The organism is Erythrobacter sp. K21-9 (assembly GCF_055808355.1).
Genome location: NZ_CM147866.1, coordinates 1,929,979 through 1,951,480, shown reverse-complemented (window position 1 = coordinate 1,951,480; position 21,502 = coordinate 1,929,979). Strand labels below are relative to the sequence as shown.

Here is a 21,502-nt window from a genome sequence, read left to right as displayed (position 1 = left end):
CTCCGTTTTGACCGTTAATTCGGCAAAGGAGGATTTTATGTCAGACCATCCAAGCACGTTTAAAGGAACGCCGGTAAGAAGCGGGGAAACTGCGTGGGGCGACCACGCCGCGATCCACCGCATCAACGATGGCGACGGTGTATTAGGCGACATGAAGGCGCTGCGGCGCGGTACATTTGCCGAGATGATCCGCCACCTCATGATGCTGCCCGAAGAGAAGCGATCGCAATACGTGATCGAGAAGGCCGGCGACCGGGAATATTCTGCGGTCGAGGCTGCTCAACTCGCCGCACGGGACGACTTTCCCTCAAAGGTCTAGGCCAGCCTTACGCCAACGCCCGCAAAAGATGACCGTTGGTCGTTCGACGATTGCCGCTCCCCCGGCGCTTTGCGCAGGATAGGATCTCACTAGGCCAAGGGAGGGACTGTCCATGATCATCACGCCGCTTATTCTCGCGCTGCAAGCCGCCGCTACGCCCGATGCTGCTGCACCGGCTCCAACACCACCGCCCCCGCTTGCGCGAGCGAAATGCACGCTGCCTTCGATTTGTGGGTGGGCGAGTGGGACGTCTATCCCACCGTACCGCGATACCAAGGTCGCCGACAGCCGGATCGAGCGGATCGCCAGCGGATGCGTTGTCCGGGAGACCTGGATGCCCCTGCGCGGCGGCGGCGGGACGAGTATGAGCATGCTCAATCACCGCTCGGGACGCTGGGAGCAGGTCTGGACCGGCAGCGATGGCAAGCGTGTCGATTTTGCAGGCGGACCGGTTGAAGGCGACATGGTGCTGACCGGATACTGGGACGGTGTCGGACCCGGCGGCGCCGACGTTCTCACCCGCATGACCTACTCGCTGCAAGAGGATGGCAGCGTGCGGCAATTCGGAGAAGGCTCGACGGATCATGGCAAGACGTGGCAAACGAGCTTCGATCTGACTTACCGGCGCAAGGCTGCGCCCTGAACTTCAAGGACTGCGCATGACCAATATCGCCGATTTCACCGTCACCACCAACCGGGGCGAAGAGCTCGACCTCGCCACCAAGAAGGGCAAGGTCCTGCTGGTCGTCAACACGGCGAGCAAATGCGGCTTTACCCCGCAATATGACGGCCTCGAAAAGCTGTTCCAGCAGTTCAAGGACGAGGATTTCGAAGTGCTTGGCTTTCCCTGCAACCAGTTTGGCGGACAGGAACCGGGCAATGCCGACGAGATTGCGGAGTTCTGCAAGGTCAATTTCGGCGTGACCTTTCCGCTGATGGAAAAGGTCGATGTAAACGGCCCCGATGCGTCCCCTCTGTTCGACTGGATGAAGTCGGAGAAAAAGGGCCTGATGGGTTCGACTTCGATCAAGTGGAACTTCACCAAATTCCTGATCGACCGCGAGGGCAACGTCGTGAAGCGCTACGGCCCGCAGGACACGCCCAAGTTGATCGCCAAGGATGTGGCGAAGCTGATCTGAAATGGCCTACTTCCAGTGCCAGCGCAAAGGCTTGGTGTTTTCGCGCACGAGCTTGCCCTTGGCCTCGAGATCGAGCTGAACGGTTTTTACCCACCAGCCGCACGTCTTTCCGCCGGGAAAAAGCTCGTTGGAGAGATAGGGCTTCACCGCCTCACGAACCTCGGATTGCGTAAGGCCCGGCGCGCTGCCGGGCAGAGCCTTTTCGAAGGCAGTCAGCATGTCGGAATACTTTGCTGCGTTTACCCGGCTGCTCTTGCCGGGAGTGTTGACGTTCTGAACTTCGATCATCTCGGTCATGCCAGGATTCCAGTCGACGTTTCCAGATGCCCCCAAGCTTATCCCCAATCGCTCGATGAGCCAACTTGAATGCGCGCGGTGAAGCCGTAAATTTGCATGATGGCTTTCGCTCCCTTTGTTCCTCTGCGCGTGCTTTCATCCTACTCGATGCTCGAAGGAGCCATCGACCCCAAAGGCATTGCGAAGCTGGCCAAGGAGCGGGGCTTTCCTGCCATCGCAAACTGCGATCGCAATGGACTCTACGGCGCGGTCATGTTTGCGGGCGGGTGCAAGGGTGAGGGTGTGCAGCCGATTATCGGCACCTTGCTCGGTGTGGCGCGTGACGATGAGGGCAAGCAGGTCGATTACCTGCCGCTCTATGCCCAGGACGAGGCGGGGTACGACAATCTGTGCCACCTCGTCTCCAAAGCGCACCTCGACCGGTACCGTTGGAACTGGATCCGCATGTCGCGCTTGGCGATCTAGAGGGGCATACCGATGGCCTGATTGCGCTGACCGGTGCGGGTGAGGGTGCGCTGACCCGGCTGCTCGCGGAGGGTCAGGTCCCTGCCGCCGAAGCCGTGTGCGACAGGCTGCAGCGGCTTTTCCCCGGCAGGCTCTATATCGAGCTGGCACGCTGCGGCGACACGGCGTGCGAGCGCGCGGAAGACGCGCTGATCGACATGGCCTATGCGCGCGGCATCCCGCTGGTCGCGACAAACCCCGCCAATTTCGCCGAGCCGCACATGCACAAGGCGCACGACGCCATGCTGTGCATCGCCAATTCGACCTATGTCGAAAACGAGGACCGCCCGCGCTCGAACGCGCAAAGCTTCGTCAAATCGGCTGCGATGATGGAGGAGCTGTTCGCGGACCTGCCCGAGGCTGTCGCCAACACGCTGGTCATCGCGCAGCGCTGTGCCTACGCGCCGCCCTACCGCGATCCGATCCTGCCGAGCCTTGCGGGCGACCTCGAAGGCGAGGCGAAAATGCTGGCGGAGCAATCGCGCGCGGGGCTCGAGGAGCGACTGGCCCCCTACGGCGCAATGACCGACGAAGAGCGCAAGGTCTATTTCGACCGGCTCGACTACGAAATCGGCATCATCGTGGGGATGGGCTTTCCCGGCTACTTCCTAATCGTTGCCGACTTCATCAAATGGGCGAAGGATCAAGGCATTCCGGTGGGGCCGGGGCGCGGATCGGGTGCAGGCTCGATTGTCGCCTGGGCGCTGACGATCACCGATCTCGATCCGATCCAGCTCGGGCTGCTGTTCGAGCGGTTTCTCAACCCGGAACGCGTCTCGATGCCCGACTTCGATATCGACTTCTGCGAAACGCGCCGCGGCGAAGTCATCCGCTATGTGCAGCAGAAATACGGCGCCGATCACGTCGCGCAGATCATCACCTTCGGTAAGCTGAAAGCGCGCGCGGTGCTGCGCGATTGCGGGCGTATTCTGCAGATGAGCTACGGGCAGGTGGACCGCCTGACCAAGATGGTCCCGAACCACCCGACCGATCCGTGGACCCTGCCGCGCGCCCTCAACGGTGCGGCGGATTTCAAGCGCGAATACACCAACGACAACGAGGTAAAGCGGCTCGTCGATCTGGCGATGCAGCTCGAAGGATTGCCGCGCAACTCCTCCACTCACGCCGCAGGTGTGGTGATCGAGGACCGGCCGCTGGCGCAGCTCGTGCCACTCTACCGCGATCCGCGATCCGACATGCCGGTGACGCAGTACGACATGAAGAATGTCGAAAGCTCCGGCCTCGTCAAATTCGACTTTCTCGGGCTGAAGACGCTGTCGGTGCTGCGCAAGGCGACCGATTTGCTCGAATTGCGCGGGATCGAGATCGACCTCGGCACGCTGCCGCTCGACGATACAGCCGTCTATGACCTCATGCAGGATGGTAACACGGTCGGCGTTTTCCAGCTGGAATCCGAAGGGATGCGGCGCACGCTGAAGGCGGTGAAGCCCTCCAATTTCGGCGACATCATCGCGCTCGTCTCGCTCTATCGCCCCGGTCCGATGGACAACATTCCGCTGTTCGGCCAGCGCAAGGCGGGCGAAGTGCCAATCGAGTACCCGCACGAAAAACTCGAAGGCATTCTGGCCGAAACCTACGGCATCTTCGTCTACCAGGAACAGGTGATGCAGGCCGCGCAGATCCTCGCCGGATATTCGCTCGGCGACGCCGACCTGCTGCGCCGCGCCATGGGCAAGAAGGTTCAGGCGGAAATGGACGTCCAGCGCGTCCGCTTTGTCGAGGGGTGTAAGGACGTCTCCGGCATCGAGAAACGCCAGGCCAACGAGCTGTTCGACTTGATCGACAAGTTTGCAGGCTACGGCTTCAACAAATCGCACGCCGCTGCCTATGCGCTGCTTGCGTACCAGACTGCGTGGCTGAAGGCGCATTACCCGGAAGAATTCTTCGCCGCCTCGATGTGTTTCGACCTCCACCAGTCGGAAAAGCTCAACATCTTTGTCGACGATGCGAGACGCTACAAAGCGCCCGGAGCCAAGGAAAGCGAAGGCGGAGTCGAGGTTCTCGCGCCCGACATCAACGCCTCCGAAGCGCGATTTACGGTCGAGCAAACCGATCACGGATACGGCGTGCGCTATGCGCTCGCGGGCATCAGGAACGTGGGCGAAAAGGCGATGGAAGCCATCGTCGCCGAACGCGAGGCCAGCGGGCGGTTTGAAAGCCTCAAGGACTTCTTCGAACGGCTCCCGCAAGGCTCGATGAACCGCCGCCAGCTCGAAGGGCTGATCTGTGCCGGGGCGCTGGACGGGCTCGAACCAAACCGCGCGCTGCTGTTTGCCAATGCCGACATGCTGCTGGCGATTGCAGATGCAGCGATGCGGGAGCGGACCAGCGGGCAGGGCGGCCTGTTCGGCGGCGAGAATGCGCCCGAGGAAGAATTGCGCCTGCAACCGGCGGAAGAATGGCCGCGCACCGAGCAGATGGCGAAGGAGCGCGAGAATTTCGGCTTCTACTTCTCCGCTCATCCGGTGCAGCAATTCCGCGAGGTCGCTTCGGCTCAGGGCGCGCGGACCTACCAGAACCTGATGGAAGCGGGCGCGCCTCCCGGCGGCAAAGGCACTGCGGTGATGGCTGCGATGGTCGAGGGCATGAACAAGGCCCGGACCAAGCGCGGCGCGGAATTCGTTCGCGCGGATTTCTCCGATGCTTCGGGCCAGTTTTCCTCGGCGTGTTTCGAGGAAGCGCTCATCCCCGAATTCGAGCGCTGGGCGGCGGAGGGCACCTGCGTCCTGCTCAACGTCGAGCTCGATTCGCCCAATCCGAGCGAGCCCCCGCGCCTCACCGTGCGCGGCGCGCGCCCCTTGGCAGCGGTAAGCGGCAGCACGCCGATGCTGCTGCGAGCCGATATCCTGAGCGAGCAGGCGCTGACCGATCTCAAGCTGGAACTGGCCACCGGTGACGCATCGCCGGGCGAAGTGCTCGTGCGCCTGATCCTTGGCTCCGATGAAGAAGCGATGGTGCGATTGGGCCGCAATTTCGTGCTCAGCGGCGCTCTGGCCGAACGGCTTGCCGACATCGAGGGCATCGAGAATGTCGAGCTTGCGCCGCTGCGGGGCCGCGCCAATCTCAAACTTGTCGCCTGATGAGCGGAAGCGTCGCCGATCTGACCGATAAGGAGAAGGAGGCGCTGAGCCTGCTGCTCGCGGGGCACGATGCGAAATCGAGCGCGGCGCAGCTCGATCTTTCGGTCCATACGATCAACGACCGGTTGCGCAATGCTCGCCGCAAACTGGGTGTATCGAGCAGCCGCGAGGCCGCTAGAATTTTGGGTATGGCCGAGGGCACGGACCCCCAAAAGTCTGCGCACACATCTTTCGGGATCGCTCCGGGCGGCGCTCAATTGGATAATGCAGACCTCAACCACACAGAGCCTAAGGGACCGTTTGGCCTGACATGGCTCGCAGGAGGAATGCTTATCATGTCTATCGCAATCGCAGCCGCAATCATCGGCGTTGTCTACATGTCCAATGACGGAGCCTCATCGGCGAATGTCGCATCTGGGCCGGACACCGCCAGCACATCGCAGGACGCTCCCGCAGAGGCGGAATCGCTGCCCCGCGCCGAGAGGTTTTTGAAATTCGTCGATGCAGGCGACTGGGATGGAAGCTGGGATGCTGCGGGCGCGTACTTCCAATCGCAGGTCAGCGAGGCCGAATGGGCCGAGACTGTACAACCGGTCCGCCAGCCGCTCGGCGCGGTCAACGAACGAAAGCTCGTAACAGTCCAGCGCGCCAGCACGCTCCCGAATGCGCCCGAAGGGGACTACGAGGTGCTGCAATTCCAGACCGACTTTGCCGAGCCGCGATGAACTGGCGCTGGAAACGGTTGTGATGCTGATCGGTGAAGATGGCTGGGAAGTCGTGGGATATTTCGTGCTCTAGCGGGCCCCGCAATACCATTCGGGAAAGGGGGCACTTTCGCCCCCTTTTTGCTGCCCGCCAGCTGCTGCCTCGCTTCGGGCGTTTAGAAGAATTGCCAAGCCCCGCACAGATGGGCATGAATGCGCTCGATATATTCTGATCAGGCTATTGGAGAGAGAACCATGACCGGAACCAAGCTTGGCGCGATGCAGGAATGGTCGATGCGGATTACCAGCGTGATCGACCACGCGGCCCGCGAAGCCGGAACACGCGAAATCGTGACTCACTGGGCCGATGGCACCGAGACGCGCACCGACTGGGCGGGCATTCGCCGCGATGCGCTGAAAATGGCGCAGGCGCTCAAGGCTCTTGGTCTGAAACCGGGGGACAAGGTCGCGAGCCTCGCCATGAACCACTCGCGCCATCTCGTCAGCTGGTACGGCGTCGCGGGCATGGGCGGAGTTCTTCACACCGTGAACCCGCGCCTGTTCGAGGATCAGCTCGAATACATCGTCAACCACGCCGAGGATAAGGTGCTCTGCTACGACGCGGCCTTCCAGCCGATCGTCGACAAGATGCGGGACCGCTGGACCACTGTCGAGCATTACATCTGCTACGATTCCGGCGAGCACGCACCGGCGTTCGAGGACTGGATCGGGGAGCATGACGGGGATTACGAGTGGCATACCGGCCCCGAAACCGATCCGTGCATGATCTGCTACACTTCCGGCACGACGGGCAATCCCAAGGGTGTGCAATACGAGCATCGCTCAACCATGATGCACGCGCTCGCCGGATTGCAGCCTGCCGCGTTCAATTTCTCCAGCGCCTCCGTCATGCTGCCCGTGGTCCCGATGTTCCACGCGGCGAGCTGGGGCTTGCCCTATGCCGGTGCGATGGCGGGGATCAAGTTCGTGTTCTCCGCAGTCAATGACCCCGCAGTTCTGCATGAGCTGATGCTGCGCGAAAAGGTCACGGACAGCGCGGGCGTGCCGACCGTCTGGCTTGCACACTTCCAGTATTGCGATGCCGAAGGTCTGGACCTGCCGCCGCTCAAGGCCGCCACAATCGGCGGATCGGCCTGCCCGAAATTCATGATCGAGCGGCTGATGAAGAACGGCACACGCGTCCAGCACGCCTGGGGCATGACCGAAACCTCGCCCATTGGCACGGTCGGCGGGCCGACGTGGAACTGGGACGAGCTTTCCTTCGAGGAAAAGGTCGAGACAACTGCGATGCAGGGCCGCCCGATCTTCGGCGTGGAGCTGCGCACCGTGGACCTCGACGACATGGCGACCGAATTGCCGCGCGATGGCAAGACCTCCGGCGCGCTCCAGATTCGCGGACCGTGGATCATCAAGCGCTACTTCAAGGCCGAACAGGACGCGGTGAACAATGAAGGCTGGTTCGACACCGGCGATGTCGGCATCATCCATCCTGACGGCACACTGCAACTTACCGACCGCACCAAGGATGTAATCAAGTCGGGCGGCGAGTGGATCAGCTCGGTCGAGCTTGAAAACGCCGCTGTCGGTCACGACGCGGTCGCCGAAGCGGCCTGCGTCGGCATGTATCACCCCAAATGGGACGAGCGCCCGGTGCTGTTCGTTGTGAAGAAGCAAGGCGCGGATTGCTCGGCGGACGACATTCTCGAACACCTCAAACCGCAGATCGCCAAATGGTGGATGCCCGACGCGATCGAGTTCGTCGACGACATCCCGCACACGGCGACCGGCAAGATTTCCAAGAAAGACCTGCGCGACCGGATCTCCGACTACAAGCTTGAGGCGTGAGGCCGTGAGCAAGGCGTATATCGACCCTTCGCCCGCCAATTTTCAGGCGTTCAAGGATCTGCCGCGCGATGAGCCGATCCACATGCTTAACCTGCTACGATATCGCGAAGACGCCGAATACCCGCACGGCCACGAACATGCAGGCAAGGGCTGGACCTAGCCGGCGGGCATACGAGGAATACGGCAAGACCTCCGGCCCGATCTTCGCCCGCGTCGGCGGCTCCATCGTGTGGCGCGGCGCGTTCCAGACAATGGTCACCGGTCCGGAGCCGGACGAAAAGGTGTGGCACGATGGCTTCGTCGCGCAATATCCCAATGCGGGCGCTTTCTTCGAGATGATCAAGGATGCGGATTACCAGCGAGCCGTGGTGAACCGGACTGCTGCGCTGCTCGACAGCCGGCTGATGCGGTTCGCGCCGGGTGAAGCTGGCGGGAGTTTTGGATAGAGGTCGGCGGTCGACCCGATTGCGGACATTGCAGGCACTTAGTAAGAGAGGTGTGTGGTTCGCCTATCTTCTGCGCTGTTTTCTATGTTCGTGGCTTCGTCGCTGAGCGGTTGCACGCTTGAGAACTTCGAGGTGGAGGTTTGCCAACTCGGCGATGCTGTTGGCTTCAGAATAGTTCCAATCGATGGGTGGCTTCGCGATTATCAACCGCGCCCTGACGAACTCTATGTCAGAGTTGCTGACAGCCGACCCTACGAAGAGGCCGTGATGTGGGCAACGGGCTTAGCGTATGAGGACTTCGACGATAGGGCGCCACGAAGAGTCATCGCTTACGGCCAACAGATTTCGGGTTGGGATGTGCAGCAGCCTCCAAGGCCTCTTTCCGAGCGAGTAAGATACTCTCTCAGAATCTCAGATGGCGGACATCATGGATCGGTTGACTTCGAGGTCGGGAAGCCATTGCCTGCCTGTTGATTGAGTGGCAGCTTTCCACCCCATTTCATACATTACAACAACCGCATCTGCCCTCCTACTTCGGGCGGTCTGAATTGTGAGCAATCCAGTGCGAACTTTGGCGATTGCTTGCCGGTTCCAATCCCCGCCTTCTTGCACGCCACCCGAAACCTCGCTCTGAACAAATCGGCCCAGACACCGCTCGGCTTCATACGGCTGAAGAAGTTCGGATCGTTGTCCTTCCCGTCGCGGATCGAGCGCACGATGCTCATCACCTTGCTCGCGCGGTCGGGGTAGTGGACGTCCAGCCATTTGCGGAACAGCGGCGCGACTTCGTGGGGCAGGCGCAGCGGTATCCAGCCTGCGCTGCGCACGCCGATGGCGCCCGCGCGCTCAATGATGCCTTCCATGAACTCGTCGGTGATGGCCGGGATGATGGGGGAGACCGAGCAGTGGACCGGCACGCCCGCCTCCACGAGTTTCTCCAGCGCCTTCAAACGCTTGGCAGGCGAGGCGCTGCGCGGCTCAAGCTTGGCCGACAATAGCGGGTCGAACGTCGTCACCGATATCGCCACCGCAACAAGATCCGCGCGCGCCATCTCGGTCAGCAGGTCAAGATCGCGCGTCACCCGGTCCGACTTGGTCGTGATCGTGACCGGATGGCGCGTTTCCAGACACACTTCGAGCACTTTGCGGGTAATCCGGTAATCGCGCTCGATCGGTTGATACGGATCGGTGTTGGTCCCCATCGCAATCGGTGCGGGGCGGTATCTGCGCTTTGCGAGTGTTTCACGCAGCAGCCTTGCCGCATCGGGCTTCGCAAACAGCTTTGTCTCGAAATCAAGACCGGGTGACAGATCGTGATAGGCGTGAGTCGGGCGGGCAAAGCAATAGACGCAGCCATGCTCGCAACCGCGATAGGCGTTGATTGATCGGTCGAACGGCACGTCGGGCGATTTGTTGAAGCTGAGGATGGTCTTGGGGTTTTCCTCGGTCACGGAGGTTCGCAGTTTTACAGGCGGGCCATCGAGAGCCTCGACATGATCGCGCCAGTCCGCATCCGTTTCACGGCTCGCAAGACCGAAGCGCGTTGGGACTTCAGCCGAAGCGGCTCCTCGACCGCTCACGTAATCGGGATGATCCGGGTTGGGAGGTGCGCGCATGGAAGGAACATATATGGAACATTGCGGCGCTTGTCACGCTGGAATCGCGGGCGGTTTCACTTTCCTACAGGCAGGTTTCTCGGCAGGGCAGGGGCATGATTGCAGCCGAGAATTCGCCCGAAAAGGAGCCTCAAAGTTGGAAAAGTGTCACCCGTATCCAACAAGGCCAACAGTCTGAAATATATGGAAAACACGGTGTAGGATACGCATGACATGTTGGATAAAGTGTCACCCTTCGCGCAGGCGCGGCATCAGCTCTACGAAATTGCACGGTACCGGTTGCGGCTGTCGAGCTGCTCGGCAAGGATTCCGTCCCACCCGTCTTTCACCGCGCCGTTCGAGCCGGGCAGCGCGAAGATATATGTGCCGCGCGCGACTACGGCGCAGGCGCGTGACTGGACCGTGCTGGTTCCAATGGTCTTGAAGCTGAGCCAGCGGAACAGCTCGCCAAAGCCGGGTATGTCGCGCGCACCATCAATGCGTGAAAGCGCCTCGGGAGTGACATCGCGGCTCGGTCAGGCCGGTGCCGCCTGTGCTGACGATGGCGTCGATTTGCGGGTCGTCGATCCAGCTATCGATCTGCTTGGCGAGAAGGTTTGCATCGTCTTTGACGATTTCGCGGGCGGAAAGGGTGTGGCCTGCCGAGACAATCCTCTCGGCAAAGATATCGCCGGAGGTGTCATTATCGGCAGTGCGGGTGTCGGAAACGGTCAGGACCGCGATGTTGATCGGCGTGAAGGTCTTGTTCTCGTCGATCGCCATGCGGATGATCCTTTACTGTTCCAGACGGGCAGACCTCGATCTAGCCATATCGGGAAAGGCTGGCCAGAGCCCTTGCGCGAGCGCCCGGCGGCTCGGGCTGGGAACGCCCGCCGCGCGCTCGTACATCCAGTAATTGCGCAGGACGATGGAGACATAGCCGCGTGTCTCCCAATACGGGATCGATTCCATCCAGAGCAGCGGATCGTTCTGGTCGCGGATCTCGTAATTCCAGCGGGTGATCGGAGTTAGGCCGGCATTGTAAGCGGCCATGATCTTGAGGAGGTTGTCGCGCGTGGCCGGAGTGTCGCGCAGCATTTCAAGGTTACGCTGGCCGAAAGCGAGGTTCACCTCCGGGTCGTTCAAGTTGACGTAGCGGGCGCTCATGTTGAGACGCGGGGCGCGCTGGCGGACGGTGATGGGAGTGATCTGCATGAGCCCGCGCGCATTCGCCGGGCTGACGGCGCCGGCGCGAAAGTTGGATTCCTGCAAGGCGTGGGCAAAGGCAAGCGCCGGGTCCACGCGCCAGCCGGTGGCAGGCTGCCAGCGCGCCACGGGAAAGCGCAAGGCGCGGTCGCTGCGCATCCCGCGCGGGGCGTTGTGCGCCATGAACAGCTGGGTGGAAGGCAGGCCAAGCTCGCGCGCCAACCGCGACAGCGCCGGGTATTGGGAAGGAGCGCCAACACGTGCCTGGTAACGCAGCACTTCATCGGCGAGGCCCGGCCTTCCGATCTCGACCAGAGCGGCGGAGACGCGCACGTTCTGAGTGCTTTGAAGGGCGCGCCAGTCGTCTGCGGAGAATGGCTGCGGCGTCGCAGCCTGGGGCAGGTCGATGCCAAGCTGATCGGAAGCGAGCAGGCCGTAGAGCGTTTCATCGTACCGGGCAGCAGCGGTCAGATGATCCTGCGCCGCGCCGGGCTGGCGGCAACGGATCAGCGCCCGGTGCGCCCAATAGTGCGCGGCAGAGGTCAGCTCGACATTGGTCGACCGCGCGGCTGCCTGCGCGAACGAAGTCGCGGCGAGCGCGCAATCGCCAAGCCGCCATGCTGCAAGACCGGCAACCCACTCGCCTTCGGCAACCCAAGCACCGCTGCCCTCGGAAACGGTCTGAGCAAGCGCAAGTGCGGTCGCGTCGTTGTTCTCGATGTAATAGCTCCACGCCACCCGCTGGCGCCATTCGGCGCGGGCTTCGGCGCTCAAGTCAGGGTCGATCTCCACAAGCAGAGCATGTGCTCCGGCGGGATCGTCATTCTTGATCCGGTCGAGAATGGCCGAGCGGGTCTGCGAGGACATCGAGGCATCGATTATCGAACGCGGACGAATGCGCTTGGATGCTGCCGGCTGCCGGCTGAAGCGCTGTGCAACCGGCAATTGCGGCAATTCCTCGAGGCCTCGCTTGGCGGCCATACGGCCAAGCTGCTCTGCCTGCGGAAGGTGAATGCCGAGCGCAAACCAGTCTTCAAGCTGCTCGGCACTGACTTTCGGGCTGTCGGCGTGGGTGAAGTATTCGGCCAGCGCGACCTGGTAGAGCAGGGTGCCTTGCTGGTCCTCGAGCAGTTCCTCGACGCGGCTCCATTCCTTGCGGTCGATGGCACGGAAGACATTGCGGTACAGCTCGCGTTCGCTGTTGGAGAGGACCGCCGGAAGCTGCGCGCTGTTTTCGGCCTGCCGGGAATAATGCGCGGCCATGCTCTGGCTTTGCGCGGAGGCGGCTGCGGGAAGGGCGGTCGCTGTTGCTCCTCCGACAAGAAGCCCCAGGGATTTCAGCCAGTTCGCTCTCAATTTTGCCGCGACCATTCAATCCATCTCCGCCAGAACCGGGCCTTGAGCCGCGGCATCGACATCATGCTTTCGATGCCTTCGCTCACCAGTGCAGGTACGCTTGAGGTCTCATGGTTGATTTCGCGTAAAGATGTAATGTCTTGCGCCCGGTCGTGGCCGATCAGCGGCAGAATACTCTTGCCAAGCGCCACGATCCGTTTGGGCGCAGCGAGCTGGATGTGCAGCGCCGTGACTGCATCCATTCCGCCAGCTGCAATCGCTTCAGTATCGGCCATAGGCGTGTGCCGGGGCAGGGCCGAGGCGATGTATGCGCTGCTTTCCCCGATCCCCATCGCTGCAAGCATATTTGCAAGCAGCTGGCCTTGCGGGCCGCTCAGCAGTGACGTGCGATCCGCTTCTTCGGGATCGACCACCAGGATCATGACTTCCGCGCCGCTGGCACCGCGCGGCGGAATACGGCCGCGCGGCCCGACCCCGTCGAGCCCCGGCGCCTCCATCCAGAAGGTGCGAAATTCTTCAAGCGTTGCTGGCGGCGAATCGCCAAGCAGGTCCGCGCGAGGAGTGGCCGGCGAGGCCGGTGCCTCATTTTTGGCAGATGTCGATGAGCGGGGCCCTGCGCCGCCAGCTGGCTTTGGCTCAGACGATGCGGTCGCGCCCGTCTGGTCCTCATCGCTCAACCAAGCCGTAGCGTCATCGCTGAAATCGAGGTCCACACCGGCATCGCGCCACCAGTCCATGGCGGCGTCCAGATCGCGGGTGAAAGAGGGGGGTGCGGTGTCCATCCTATCCAATGCAAGTCTTGACTGCGCAGACCCCAGTTAGCAAGTGGAATACATAGAGAAACGCGAGCAATCCGGGAAAAAGAAAAGCGTATGTCCGAACGTGAATCAATGCCTTGCGATGTCGTTATCGTCGGCGGCGGCCCTGCAGGCCTCTCCGCAGCGATCCGGCTGAAACAGATCAATGAAGAGCTCGAAGTTGTCGTGCTCGAAAAAGGGTCCGAAATCGGCGCGCACATTCTGTCCGGCGCGGTGGTCGATCCCAAGGCGCTTAACGAGCTGTTTCCCGACTGGCGCGACATGGATTGCCCGATGGCGGAGACGCCGGTGACGGATAACTGGCACTGGGTGCTGACCAAAGGCGGGAAGACTTCGCTGCCGCACCTGATCATGCCGCCGCTGATGAGCAATCACGGTTGCTACACTGGGTCGCTTGGCAACATGACGCGCTGGCTTGGCGAACAGGCCGAGGGGCTGGGCGTGATGGTCTTCCCGGGCTTTCCGGCCAGCGATGTGATGTATGACGATGATGGCAATGTCAGCGGCGTCGTTACGCAGGACATGGGCATCGCTGCTGATGGCTCGCAAAAGGGCGACTACCAGCCTGGGATGGAGATCCATGCGAAATACACGCTTTTTGCAGAAGGCGCGCGCGGCAACCTTACCAAGCAGATGAAGGCGAAGTTCGACCTTGAGGCGAATTGCCAGCCGCAGGTCTACGGCCTCGGCATCAAGGAATTGTGGGACATCGATCCCAAGAAACACGAGCCGGGCCGCGTGATCCATACGCAGGGCTGGCCGCTCACCGAAAGCGATAGCTGGGGCGGCGGCTTCCTCTATCACCAGGCTGGCGGGCAGGTTGCGCTCGGTTTCGTAACCGCGCTCGATTACAAGAACCCGTGGGTCTCGCCCTACCAGGAATTCCAGCGCTGGAAGCAGCACCCCGCGATCCGCGAATATCTCGAAGGCGGCAAACGCGTTGCCTACGGCGCGCGCGCAATCAATGAAGGCGGTTGGCAGTCGGTGCCGAAGCTTGCTTTCCCCGGCGGCGCGCTGATCGGCTGCGCGGCAGGATTTGTAAATGTCCCGCGGATCAAGGGCAGTCATACCGCCATGAAGAGCGGTATGCTGGCCGCTGAAAGCATCGCTGCGGCAATCGCAGAGGGCCATGAGAAGACCGAGCTTTCGGACTATGACAGCGCCGTGCGCTCCAGCTGGATCGCAGACGAGCTGAAGCTGGTGCAGAATGCAGAGCCGGCGATTGCAAAATATGGCGGTGATCTCGGCACATTGCTTGGCGGCGTGGACATGTGGATGCGCACGCTCAAGATCGGCCTGCCGATCAGCATGGATCACCACCGCGATTATACCATGACGGGCCGCGCCGATCTTTATCCGAAGATCGACTATCCCAAGCCCGATGGCGAGATCAGCTTCGACCGGCTCACCAATGTCGCCTACAGCTACACCAACCATGCCGAGGACCAGCCCAACCACCTTCAAGTCGAGGACCTGGCGCTGCAAAAGAACAGCGAGCTTGAAGTCTTCGGCGGACCCTCGACGCGCTATTGCCCGGCGGGTGTCTATGAATGGGTGACCGAAGAGGGCGCGGAGCCGAAATTCGTGATCAATTCGCAGAACTGCGTCCACTGCAAGACCTGCGACATCAAGGACCCGAACCAGAACATAAATTGGACCACGCCCGAAGGCGGCGGCGGGCCTAATTATCCGAATATGTGATCCATAACGCCAGGATGCCTACTCGCAGTCAGATCAGCGCCACCCTGGCTTGGGCGATATTTCTGCTGGCTTGTTTGTTTGCTGGATTTGCGAATGAGCAGGTAAAATCGGTTTTGACCCGCATTGATCGGGTGATTTTATTGGTTGGTTTTATCTTCGGCGCTGCGGCGATTTCCCGATGGATTGCAAAAGACCCATTCAGGAATTTCGCAAAGAAAAGCGGCGACAAGTGAGTAGAACCGAAACCGCTTACGCGAAGATCAACCTCGCGCTGCATGTTCGCGGGAAGCGCGATGACGGCTATCACGAGCTTGAGACGCTGTTTGCGTTTGTCGATGCAGGCGACACGCTCATTGCCAAGCCCGCAGAACGCGATACGCTCACGACAATCGGACAGTTTGCACAGGCGCTCGACGATCCGTTCGATAATCTGGTGATGCGCGCGCTGACGTCGCTTCCGCGTGTCGGCGGGCTGGATATCACGCTGGAAAAGACCCTCCCTGTTGCAGCCGGGCTTGGTGGCGGCTCTGCCGATGCGGGAGCGGTGTTTCGCATTGTCGAGCAGGCGCACGGACTTCCCGATGACTGGCAGGAGCGCGCGGAAAAGCTTGGCGCGGATGTGCCCTCGTGCGCGCGCAGCGAGATGGCGATCGGGCGCGGAACAGGGACTGAATTGGAGCAGGTCGAGAATGACATGGCGGGCATGGCGGTTCTGCTCGTGAACCCGATGATCCCGCTGTCGACGGGGCCTGTGTTCAAGGCATGGGACGGCGAAGATCGCGGCGCGCTGCCGTCCGGAACCGCGCGCCAAATTGCTGAGTCAGGCCGCAACGACCTGCGTGAACCGGCGATTTCGATCTGTCCTGCAATCGCTGAGGTCCTCGGCGAGTTGGAACGAACCGGGCCGTGGATGTTTGAAATGTCGGGATCAGGGGCCACATGCTTCGCGTTATACGAGGACGCTGTTGCCCGCGATGACGCTGCGCACCGGATCGCGGCAAGCCACCCGCATTGGTGGCAGATGACAGGAAACCTGCGATGATCGACGGAATTCCATACCGCCAGGTGGGCGAACTGAAACGCGGCGGCTTGGTCTGTGTGGCCGATCATGCCACCAACTTCGTGCCCGAGGACATTCCGCTGGGCATCCCTTCCGAATTGCTCGAGCAGCACGTTGCCTATGACATTGGCGTCGCGGGCGTAGCTGGTCGGATGGCGCGCCGTCACAACATCCCGGCGCACTTGGCACAGGTCAGCCGCCTCGTCGTCGATATGCACCGCGAGGAAGACCATCCCGCCGTTGTCCCGACCGAAAGCGACGGCCATCTGGTGCCCGGCAATATCGGCGCCGACGTCGAAGCGCGGCTCGCGAAATATTACCGCCCTTATCACGAAGCGCTCGAAAAATGGCTTGAGGAATCCGCGCCCGAACTGATCATCTCGCTCCACAGCTTTACGCCGAAATTGCAGAATGGGGGCGATGAGCGGCCATGGGAAATCGCGCTGCTGTATAACGAGGATGACCGGGCCGCACGCCACGCGATCCGCCTGTTTGGCGAGCTTGGACTGACTGTCGGCGATAATGAGCCGTATTCGGGCAAGGAATTGAATGCGACCATGAACCGCCATGCAGAGGCGCATGACCGCTATTATTGCGCGATCGAGGTGCGGCAGGACCTCATCATGACCCGTGCTCAGCAATCGCGCTTTGCCGCGATGATCGCGGATGTCTGCGGAAGGGTTGCGCTCGCGCTCGACTAGCGGCAGTGCTGTTTCCCGAAACTTTGCGTACGGGAAACAATATGTCTTCGCCATTCGACAAATCCAAACTGCCCAGCCGGCATGTCTCGGTCGGTCCTGAGCGCGCGCCGCATCGGTCCTATTACTATGCGATGGGGATGACCGAGGAAGAAATCGCGCGTCCCTTCGTCGCGGTGGCGAGCGCCGGCAATGACAGCGCGCCGTGCAACACGACACTCGACCCGCAAGCGAATATCTGCCGCGAAGGCGTGATCGAGGGCGGCGGCACACCGCGCCGCTTCAACACCATCACCGTGACCGACGGTATCGCGATGGGCCACCAAGGCATGAAAAGCTCGCTTGTCAGCCGCGAGGTCATTGCGGATTCGGTCGAGCTTTCGGTGCGCGGCCACTGCTATGACGCGCTGGTCGGCTTTGCTGGATGCGACAAGAGCCTGCCGGGCATGATGATGTCGATGCTGCGGCTGAACGTACCCAGCATCTTCGTCTATGGCGGATCGATCCTACCGGGGACTTTTCACGGCAAGGACGTGACCGTGGTCGATGTGTTCGAGGCGGTTGGCCAGCACGCCGCCGGAAATTGCCCGCTTCAGGAATTGATCGAGCTGGAAAAAGTAGCCTGTCCCGGCCACGGAGCGTGCGGCGGCCAGTTCACCGCCAACACCATGGCATGCGTAGGCGAAGCTATCGGATTGTCTCTGCCGAACAGCAACATGTCACCTGCTCCTTATAAATCACGCGAAGAAATTGCACGCGCGGCTGGGCGTCAGGTGATGAAGTTGCTCGAGATCAACCTCAGGCCCCGCGATATCTGCACCAAGGCCGCGTTCGAAAATGCGGCGCGCGTTGTTGCTGCGACCGGCGGATCGACCAATGCGGCGCTGCACCTGCCCGCGATGGCGAGCGAGGCGGGGATCGAATTCGACCTGTTCGACGTCGCCGAAATTTTCAAATCGACCCCTTACATCGCCGACCTCAAACCCGGCGGGAAATACGTCGCGAAGGACATGCACGAAGCGGGCGGCGTCTACATGGGCATGAAAACACTGCTCGACGGCGGCTTCCTCGATCCCGAACCCATGACTGTCACAGGCAAGACGCTGGGTGAAAATATCGAGGAAATCACGTGGAATCCCGAACAGAAGGTGTTCTACGATGTGAAGGCACCGATCACCCCGACCGGCGGTGTCGTCGGCCTCAAAGGCTCGCTCGCGCCTGATGGAGCCATTGTAAAGGTTGCGGGCATGGAGCGGCTCCAATTCACCGGCCCTGCGCGCGTATTCGATTGCGAGGAAGACGCATTCGAAGCGGTCGAGAACCGCGACATTGCCGAAGGCTGCGTCATCATCATCCGCTACGAAGGGCCGAAGGGCGGTCCCGGAATGCGCGAGATGCTCTCTACGACTGCGGCCCTGTACGGGCAGGGGATGGGCGAGAAGGTCGCGCTGATCACCGACGGGCGCTTTTCGGGTGCGACGCGGGGCTTCTGCATCGGCCATGTCGGTCCAGAGGCATCCGATGGCGGACCGATTGCGCTGGTCGAGGACGGCGACATGATCAGCATCGATGCTGAGGCAGGGACCATCGATCTCTATGTCGATGACGCTGTGCTGGCAGACCGCCGCAAGGAATGGCAGCCGCGCACCAACGACTACCAGTCGGGCGCTCTGTGGCGCTATGCGCAGAATGTTGGTCCGGCGAGCAAGGGCGCGCTCACCCATCCGGGCGCGACGAGCGAGACCCATGTCTTTGCGGATATTTAGCGCGCCGGCGATTGCTATTGCCGCACTTGCCGGCTGCGGGCCCGAGAGCGGCAAGCCAGAAGGCGAGACAATTGCGCGCGCTATCGGGCCAGGGGCTGATTTTTCGAATGTGTGTACGCTCGAAATCATCGGGCCGGACAAATTTGCCATTTACCGCCCCGACGGGGGCTTTCGCCGCTTTGTCGTCATGGCGGGATCCGGAGGTCCGGTAATCGAGGCGATAGATGGAGCGGACCCGGTGAACGCCCTCGCGTTCGGTGATGAAAACGAAGTGTTCGAATTCGCGATTGCTGCCGAACGCTATCAGCTTGACCGCGCAAAGGTGCGCGGCAGCAGCAATGAGTGATGCCCAGATCCTCACTGTCGCCCAGATGCAGGCTGCAGAGGAGGCGATCCTCGAGACCGGAACAACCGTCTCCGAGCTAATGGAGATCGCCGCAGGCGGCGCGGCGGAGTGGATCAGGCGTATCGCCGCGGGACGCTCTGTTACGGTACTGTGCGGACCCGGCAACAATGGCGGCGATGGCTATGTCATCGCTCGCCGGATGCGCGAATTCGGCAATGCGGTCCGGGTGGTCGCGCCGATGCCTCCCTCTACGGATGCGGCGGCGTCTGCCCGTGAGGCATGGGGCGGGGCAGTCTCGACCTCTGGAGGCGGCGTCGATGGCGAGGTTTTCGTAGACTGCATGTTCGGGTCGGGCCTGTCGCGCCCGCTCTCGGGGGAGCACTCGCTGTTGCTGCGCGATCTGGCGGCGCGCCATTCGATCCGAATAGCGGTCGATCTGCCCTCGGGCGTCGAGAGCGATAGCGGCGAGATGCTCAATGAACGGTTGCCGCAGTTCGACGCAACCCTTGCCCTTGGCGCATGGAAGTTCGCGCATTGGCTCCTCCCGGCGCGCAGCATAATGGGGACAAGGCAACTAGTTCCAATCGGTGTAGGCTCCGCCGACAAAGCGGCGCAGCTAATCTCCAAGCCATCGCTGGACGTTCCCGCCTCAGATGCGCACAAATATACGCGCGGCCTTGCGGCTATAGTCGGCGGCGAAATGCCCGGTGCATCACTTCTCGCAGCGCAAGCAGCGCAGCGGGGCGGCGCGGGTTATGTGAAGCTTTTTTCGGGGCAATCGCACCCTGCGGCAAATCCCGATCTGGTGATCGACGACGCTCCACTCATCGACGCGCTAGCCGACGAGCGAATTGCCGCGGTTCTGATCGGGCCGGGGCTGGGGAGGGGCGATGAAGCAAGAGACCGGCTCGCCAAGGCTCTTGGTGCATCGCAGCGGACCGTTCTGGATGCTGACGCCCTCACTATCCTCAAACCTGAATTGCTGCATGCAGGCGCCAATATCCTTGCCACTCCGCACGATGGAGAATTGGCGGCTCTGTGCCGGACCTTTGCGGTCATCGCGGACGGTCGTATCGCGCAGGCCAAGTCGGTTGCCAAGGCGAGCGGCATCGTGATCTGCGCCAAGGGGCCAAACACCGTCATTGCAGCGCCCGATGGGCGGCTCGCGCTGGCGCCGCCCGCGCCGAGCTGGCTTTCGGTCGCGGGCAGCGGGGATGTGCTGGCCGGAATAGCCGTTAGCCGCATGGCTGCCGGGCGCGAACCGTTCGAGGCCGCAAGTGAGGCGGTGTGGCTTCATGGTGCTGCTGCGCGCCGAATAACTGCGCCCTTCACCGCATCACAGCTCGCCGAATCGATCGCCAACGCCTACGCCGCCTGCCTGTGACGCAGCCAGAAACAATCGTTCGCCTCGCCGCCAAGGGCGATGGAGTGACCGCAAGCGGAAACCACGTGCGCGGAGCGCTGCCCGGCGACTTGGTCGATGGCAAAACAATCATCGAGACAGGTGCGCACCACACAGCGCCGCCGTGCCGCCATTTCGGGACATGCGGTGGCTGCGAGTTACAACACGCTGACGAACGGGCGCTTGCAGATTTCGTGCGCGACCGGGTCGTAAACGCGGCGCGCGGGCAGGACCTTGCTGTCGGCGAATTGCTGCCGGAACACCTTTCTCCGCCCGGAGCACGGCGCCGCGCAACCTTGCACGGTATGCGCGCACACAAGAGCGCAGCGCTCGGTTTTCGCGAGGCTGGCTCGCACAAGATTGTCGATCTTTCCGAATGTCATGTGATCGCGCCGCAACTGGCCGAGCTGATTTCGCCTCTACGCAACTTCATCGCCGATCACGGCCCGAAAAAGGGCGCTGTCGATGCCCAGCTTGTCCTGTGTGATCAAGGAATCGACCTCAGCCTTTCAAACTTCGCGCTGGAAGGGCTGGAGGCGACCGAAGCTTCGCTGGATTTTGCGCGCGACCATCGGTTGGCGCGCCTGTCGCTCGATCAGGGCTACGGAGCCGAAACCGTCTGGGAGCCTGAGCCTGCCTCGATTACACTCTCGGGCATCCCCGTCCCGATGCCTACGGGCGCGTTCTTGCAGGCAACTGCGGATGCCGAGGCGCGGATGATCGCCGACGCTACCGAGTGGGTCGGTGATGCGCGTATGGTAGCCGACCTGTTTTCGGGCCTCGGCACATTTGCGTTCGCGCTGCGCGAGGAGCGCAAGGTGCTCGCTGTCGAAGCCGATCAGGCATCGCATCTGGCCTCAAAAGCCGCCGCAGCGCGGACCGGCGGCACTGTCGTGGCGATGCACCGCGACCTGTTCCGCAATCCGCTGCAAGCCGCAGAGCTGAGCCGGTTCGATGCGGTATTGCTGGATCCTCCGAGAGCTGGCGCGCGCGCGCAGATCGGCGAGATCGCTGCCAGCGACCTTTCGCGGGTGATCTATGTCAGCTGCAATCCGTCCAGCTGGGCGCGCGACGCCGCGCAATTATCGGCGGCAGGCTTCAAGCTCGCCAGGTTGCGCCCGGTCGGCCAGTTTCGCTGGTCCACCCATGTCGAGCTGGTGAGCCTGTTCGAGCGCTGA

At 61.9% G+C, this 21,502-nt stretch carries 17 protein-coding genes and 3 pseudogenes; 15 read left to right on the top strand and 5 right to left on the bottom strand.

Features of this window, described 5'->3' with window-relative positions; genetic code table 11:
- Positions 1-37 precede the first annotated feature (37 nt).
- From AC0L39_RS09870 to AC0L39_RS09860, 3 genes are all read left to right on the top strand, one after another.
- A complete protein-coding gene (locus AC0L39_RS09870) occupies positions 38-319 on the top strand; it encodes a hypothetical protein (RefSeq protein ID WP_473257517.1) in 282 nt (93 codons plus the stop codon).
- Positions 320-431: 112 nt separating this feature from the next.
- On the top strand, positions 432-962 hold the full coding sequence (locus AC0L39_RS09865; RefSeq protein ID WP_473257515.1) for a hypothetical protein: 531 nt from the start codon (positions 432-434) through the stop codon (positions 960-962).
- 16 nt (positions 963-978) lie between these two features.
- Entirely contained in the window at positions 979-1,458 is a 480-nt protein-coding gene (locus tag AC0L39_RS09860; RefSeq protein WP_473257513.1) for a glutathione peroxidase, read from the top strand.
- Between the two features lie 6 nt (positions 1,459-1,464).
- Here AC0L39_RS09860 and AC0L39_RS09855 read toward each other — a convergent pair whose 3' ends face one another.
- The gene (locus tag AC0L39_RS09855) at positions 1,465-1,755 is read right to left on the bottom strand and encodes a DUF6958 family protein (protein ID WP_473257511.1); all 291 of its coding nucleotides are present in this window, start codon (positions 1,753-1,755) and stop codon (positions 1,465-1,467) included.
- Between the two features lie 99 nt (positions 1,756-1,854).
- Here AC0L39_RS09855 and dnaE point away from each other — a divergent pair.
- The 4 genes and pseudogenes from dnaE (at position 1,855) to AC0L39_RS09835 (ending at position 8,376) form a co-directional block, all read left to right on the top strand.
- Positions 1,855-5,360: pseudogene (dnaE, locus tag AC0L39_RS09850) on the top strand (DNA polymerase III subunit alpha).
- The gene (locus AC0L39_RS09845) at positions 5,360-6,085 is read left to right on the top strand and encodes a DUF4019 domain-containing protein (protein WP_473257509.1); all 726 of its coding nucleotides are present in this window, start codon (positions 5,360-5,362) and stop codon (positions 6,083-6,085) included. Before dnaE ends, AC0L39_RS09845 begins: the two are co-directional and overlap by 1 nt.
- A gap of 234 nt (positions 6,086-6,319) precedes the next feature.
- Positions 6,320-7,930, top strand: a complete 1,611-nt coding sequence (locus AC0L39_RS09840) for a long-chain fatty acid--CoA ligase (protein ID WP_473257507.1) — start codon at positions 6,320-6,322, stop codon at positions 7,928-7,930.
- A gap of 4 nt (positions 7,931-7,934) precedes the next feature.
- Positions 7,935-8,376: pseudogene (locus AC0L39_RS09835) on the top strand (DUF1330 domain-containing protein).
- Between the two features lie 506 nt (positions 8,377-8,882).
- Here AC0L39_RS09835 and AC0L39_RS09830 read toward each other — a convergent pair.
- The 4 genes and pseudogenes from AC0L39_RS09830 to AC0L39_RS09815 all read right to left on the bottom strand — a co-directional run bounded on the left by AC0L39_RS09830 (position 8,883) and on the right by AC0L39_RS09815 (position 13,315).
- Positions 8,883-9,992 (bottom strand): PA0069 family radical SAM protein, encoded by a 1,110-nt coding sequence (locus AC0L39_RS09830; protein WP_473257505.1) that lies wholly within the window; start codon positions 9,990-9,992, stop codon positions 8,883-8,885.
- A gap of 228 nt (positions 9,993-10,220) precedes the next feature.
- A pseudogene (gene moaB, locus AC0L39_RS09825) lies at positions 10,221-10,754 on the bottom strand (molybdenum cofactor biosynthesis protein B).
- 12 nt (positions 10,755-10,766) lie between these two features.
- On the bottom strand, positions 10,767-12,548 hold the full coding sequence (locus tag AC0L39_RS09820; RefSeq protein ID WP_473257503.1) for a lytic transglycosylase domain-containing protein: 1,782 nt from the start codon (positions 12,546-12,548) through the stop codon (positions 10,767-10,769).
- Entirely contained in the window at positions 12,530-13,315 is a 786-nt protein-coding gene (locus tag AC0L39_RS09815) for a uracil-DNA glycosylase family protein (RefSeq protein WP_473257502.1), read from the bottom strand. Before AC0L39_RS09815 ends, AC0L39_RS09820 begins: the two co-directional genes overlap by 19 nt.
- A 90-nt stretch (positions 13,316-13,405) precedes the next feature.
- Here AC0L39_RS09815 and AC0L39_RS09810 point away from each other — a divergent pair, with 90 nt between their 5' ends.
- Genes AC0L39_RS09810 through AC0L39_RS09775 form a run of 8 tightly spaced genes read left to right on the top strand, consistent with a single transcriptional unit; the run spans position 13,406 to position 21,502 of the window.
- Entirely contained in the window at positions 13,406-15,052 is a 1,647-nt protein-coding gene (locus AC0L39_RS09810; protein ID WP_473257500.1) for an electron transfer flavoprotein-ubiquinone oxidoreductase, read from the top strand.
- A 14-nt stretch (positions 15,053-15,066) separates the two neighbouring features.
- The gene (locus AC0L39_RS09805; protein WP_473257497.1) at positions 15,067-15,285 is read left to right on the top strand and encodes a hypothetical protein; all 219 of its coding nucleotides are present in this window, start codon (positions 15,067-15,069) and stop codon (positions 15,283-15,285) included.
- Positions 15,282-16,094, top strand: coding sequence for a 4-(cytidine 5'-diphospho)-2-C-methyl-D-erythritol kinase (locus tag AC0L39_RS09800; RefSeq protein WP_473257495.1), 813 nt, complete (start codon positions 15,282-15,284; stop codon positions 16,092-16,094). Before AC0L39_RS09805 ends, AC0L39_RS09800 begins: the two co-directional genes overlap by 4 nt.
- A complete protein-coding gene (locus AC0L39_RS09795) occupies positions 16,091-16,813 on the top strand; it encodes an N-formylglutamate amidohydrolase (protein ID WP_473257493.1) in 723 nt (240 codons plus the stop codon). Before AC0L39_RS09800 ends, AC0L39_RS09795 begins: the two co-directional genes overlap by 4 nt.
- 41 nt (positions 16,814-16,854) lie before the next feature.
- Positions 16,855-18,576, top strand: coding sequence for a dihydroxy-acid dehydratase (gene ilvD / locus AC0L39_RS09790; protein WP_473257492.1), 1,722 nt, complete (start codon positions 16,855-16,857; stop codon positions 18,574-18,576).
- On the top strand, positions 18,557-18,922 hold the full coding sequence (locus AC0L39_RS09785) for a hypothetical protein (protein WP_473257490.1): 366 nt from the start codon (positions 18,557-18,559) through the stop codon (positions 18,920-18,922). Before ilvD ends, AC0L39_RS09785 begins: the two co-directional genes overlap by 20 nt.
- Positions 18,915-20,306: an NAD(P)H-hydrate dehydratase gene (locus tag AC0L39_RS09780; protein ID WP_473257488.1), complete on the top strand. Its 1,392-nt coding sequence runs from the start codon at positions 18,915-18,917 to the stop codon at positions 20,304-20,306. Before AC0L39_RS09785 ends, AC0L39_RS09780 begins: the two co-directional genes overlap by 8 nt.
- Positions 20,303-21,502: a class I SAM-dependent RNA methyltransferase gene (locus tag AC0L39_RS09775; protein WP_473257486.1), complete on the top strand. Its 1,200-nt coding sequence runs from the start codon at positions 20,303-20,305 to the stop codon at positions 21,500-21,502. Before AC0L39_RS09780 ends, AC0L39_RS09775 begins: the two co-directional genes overlap by 4 nt.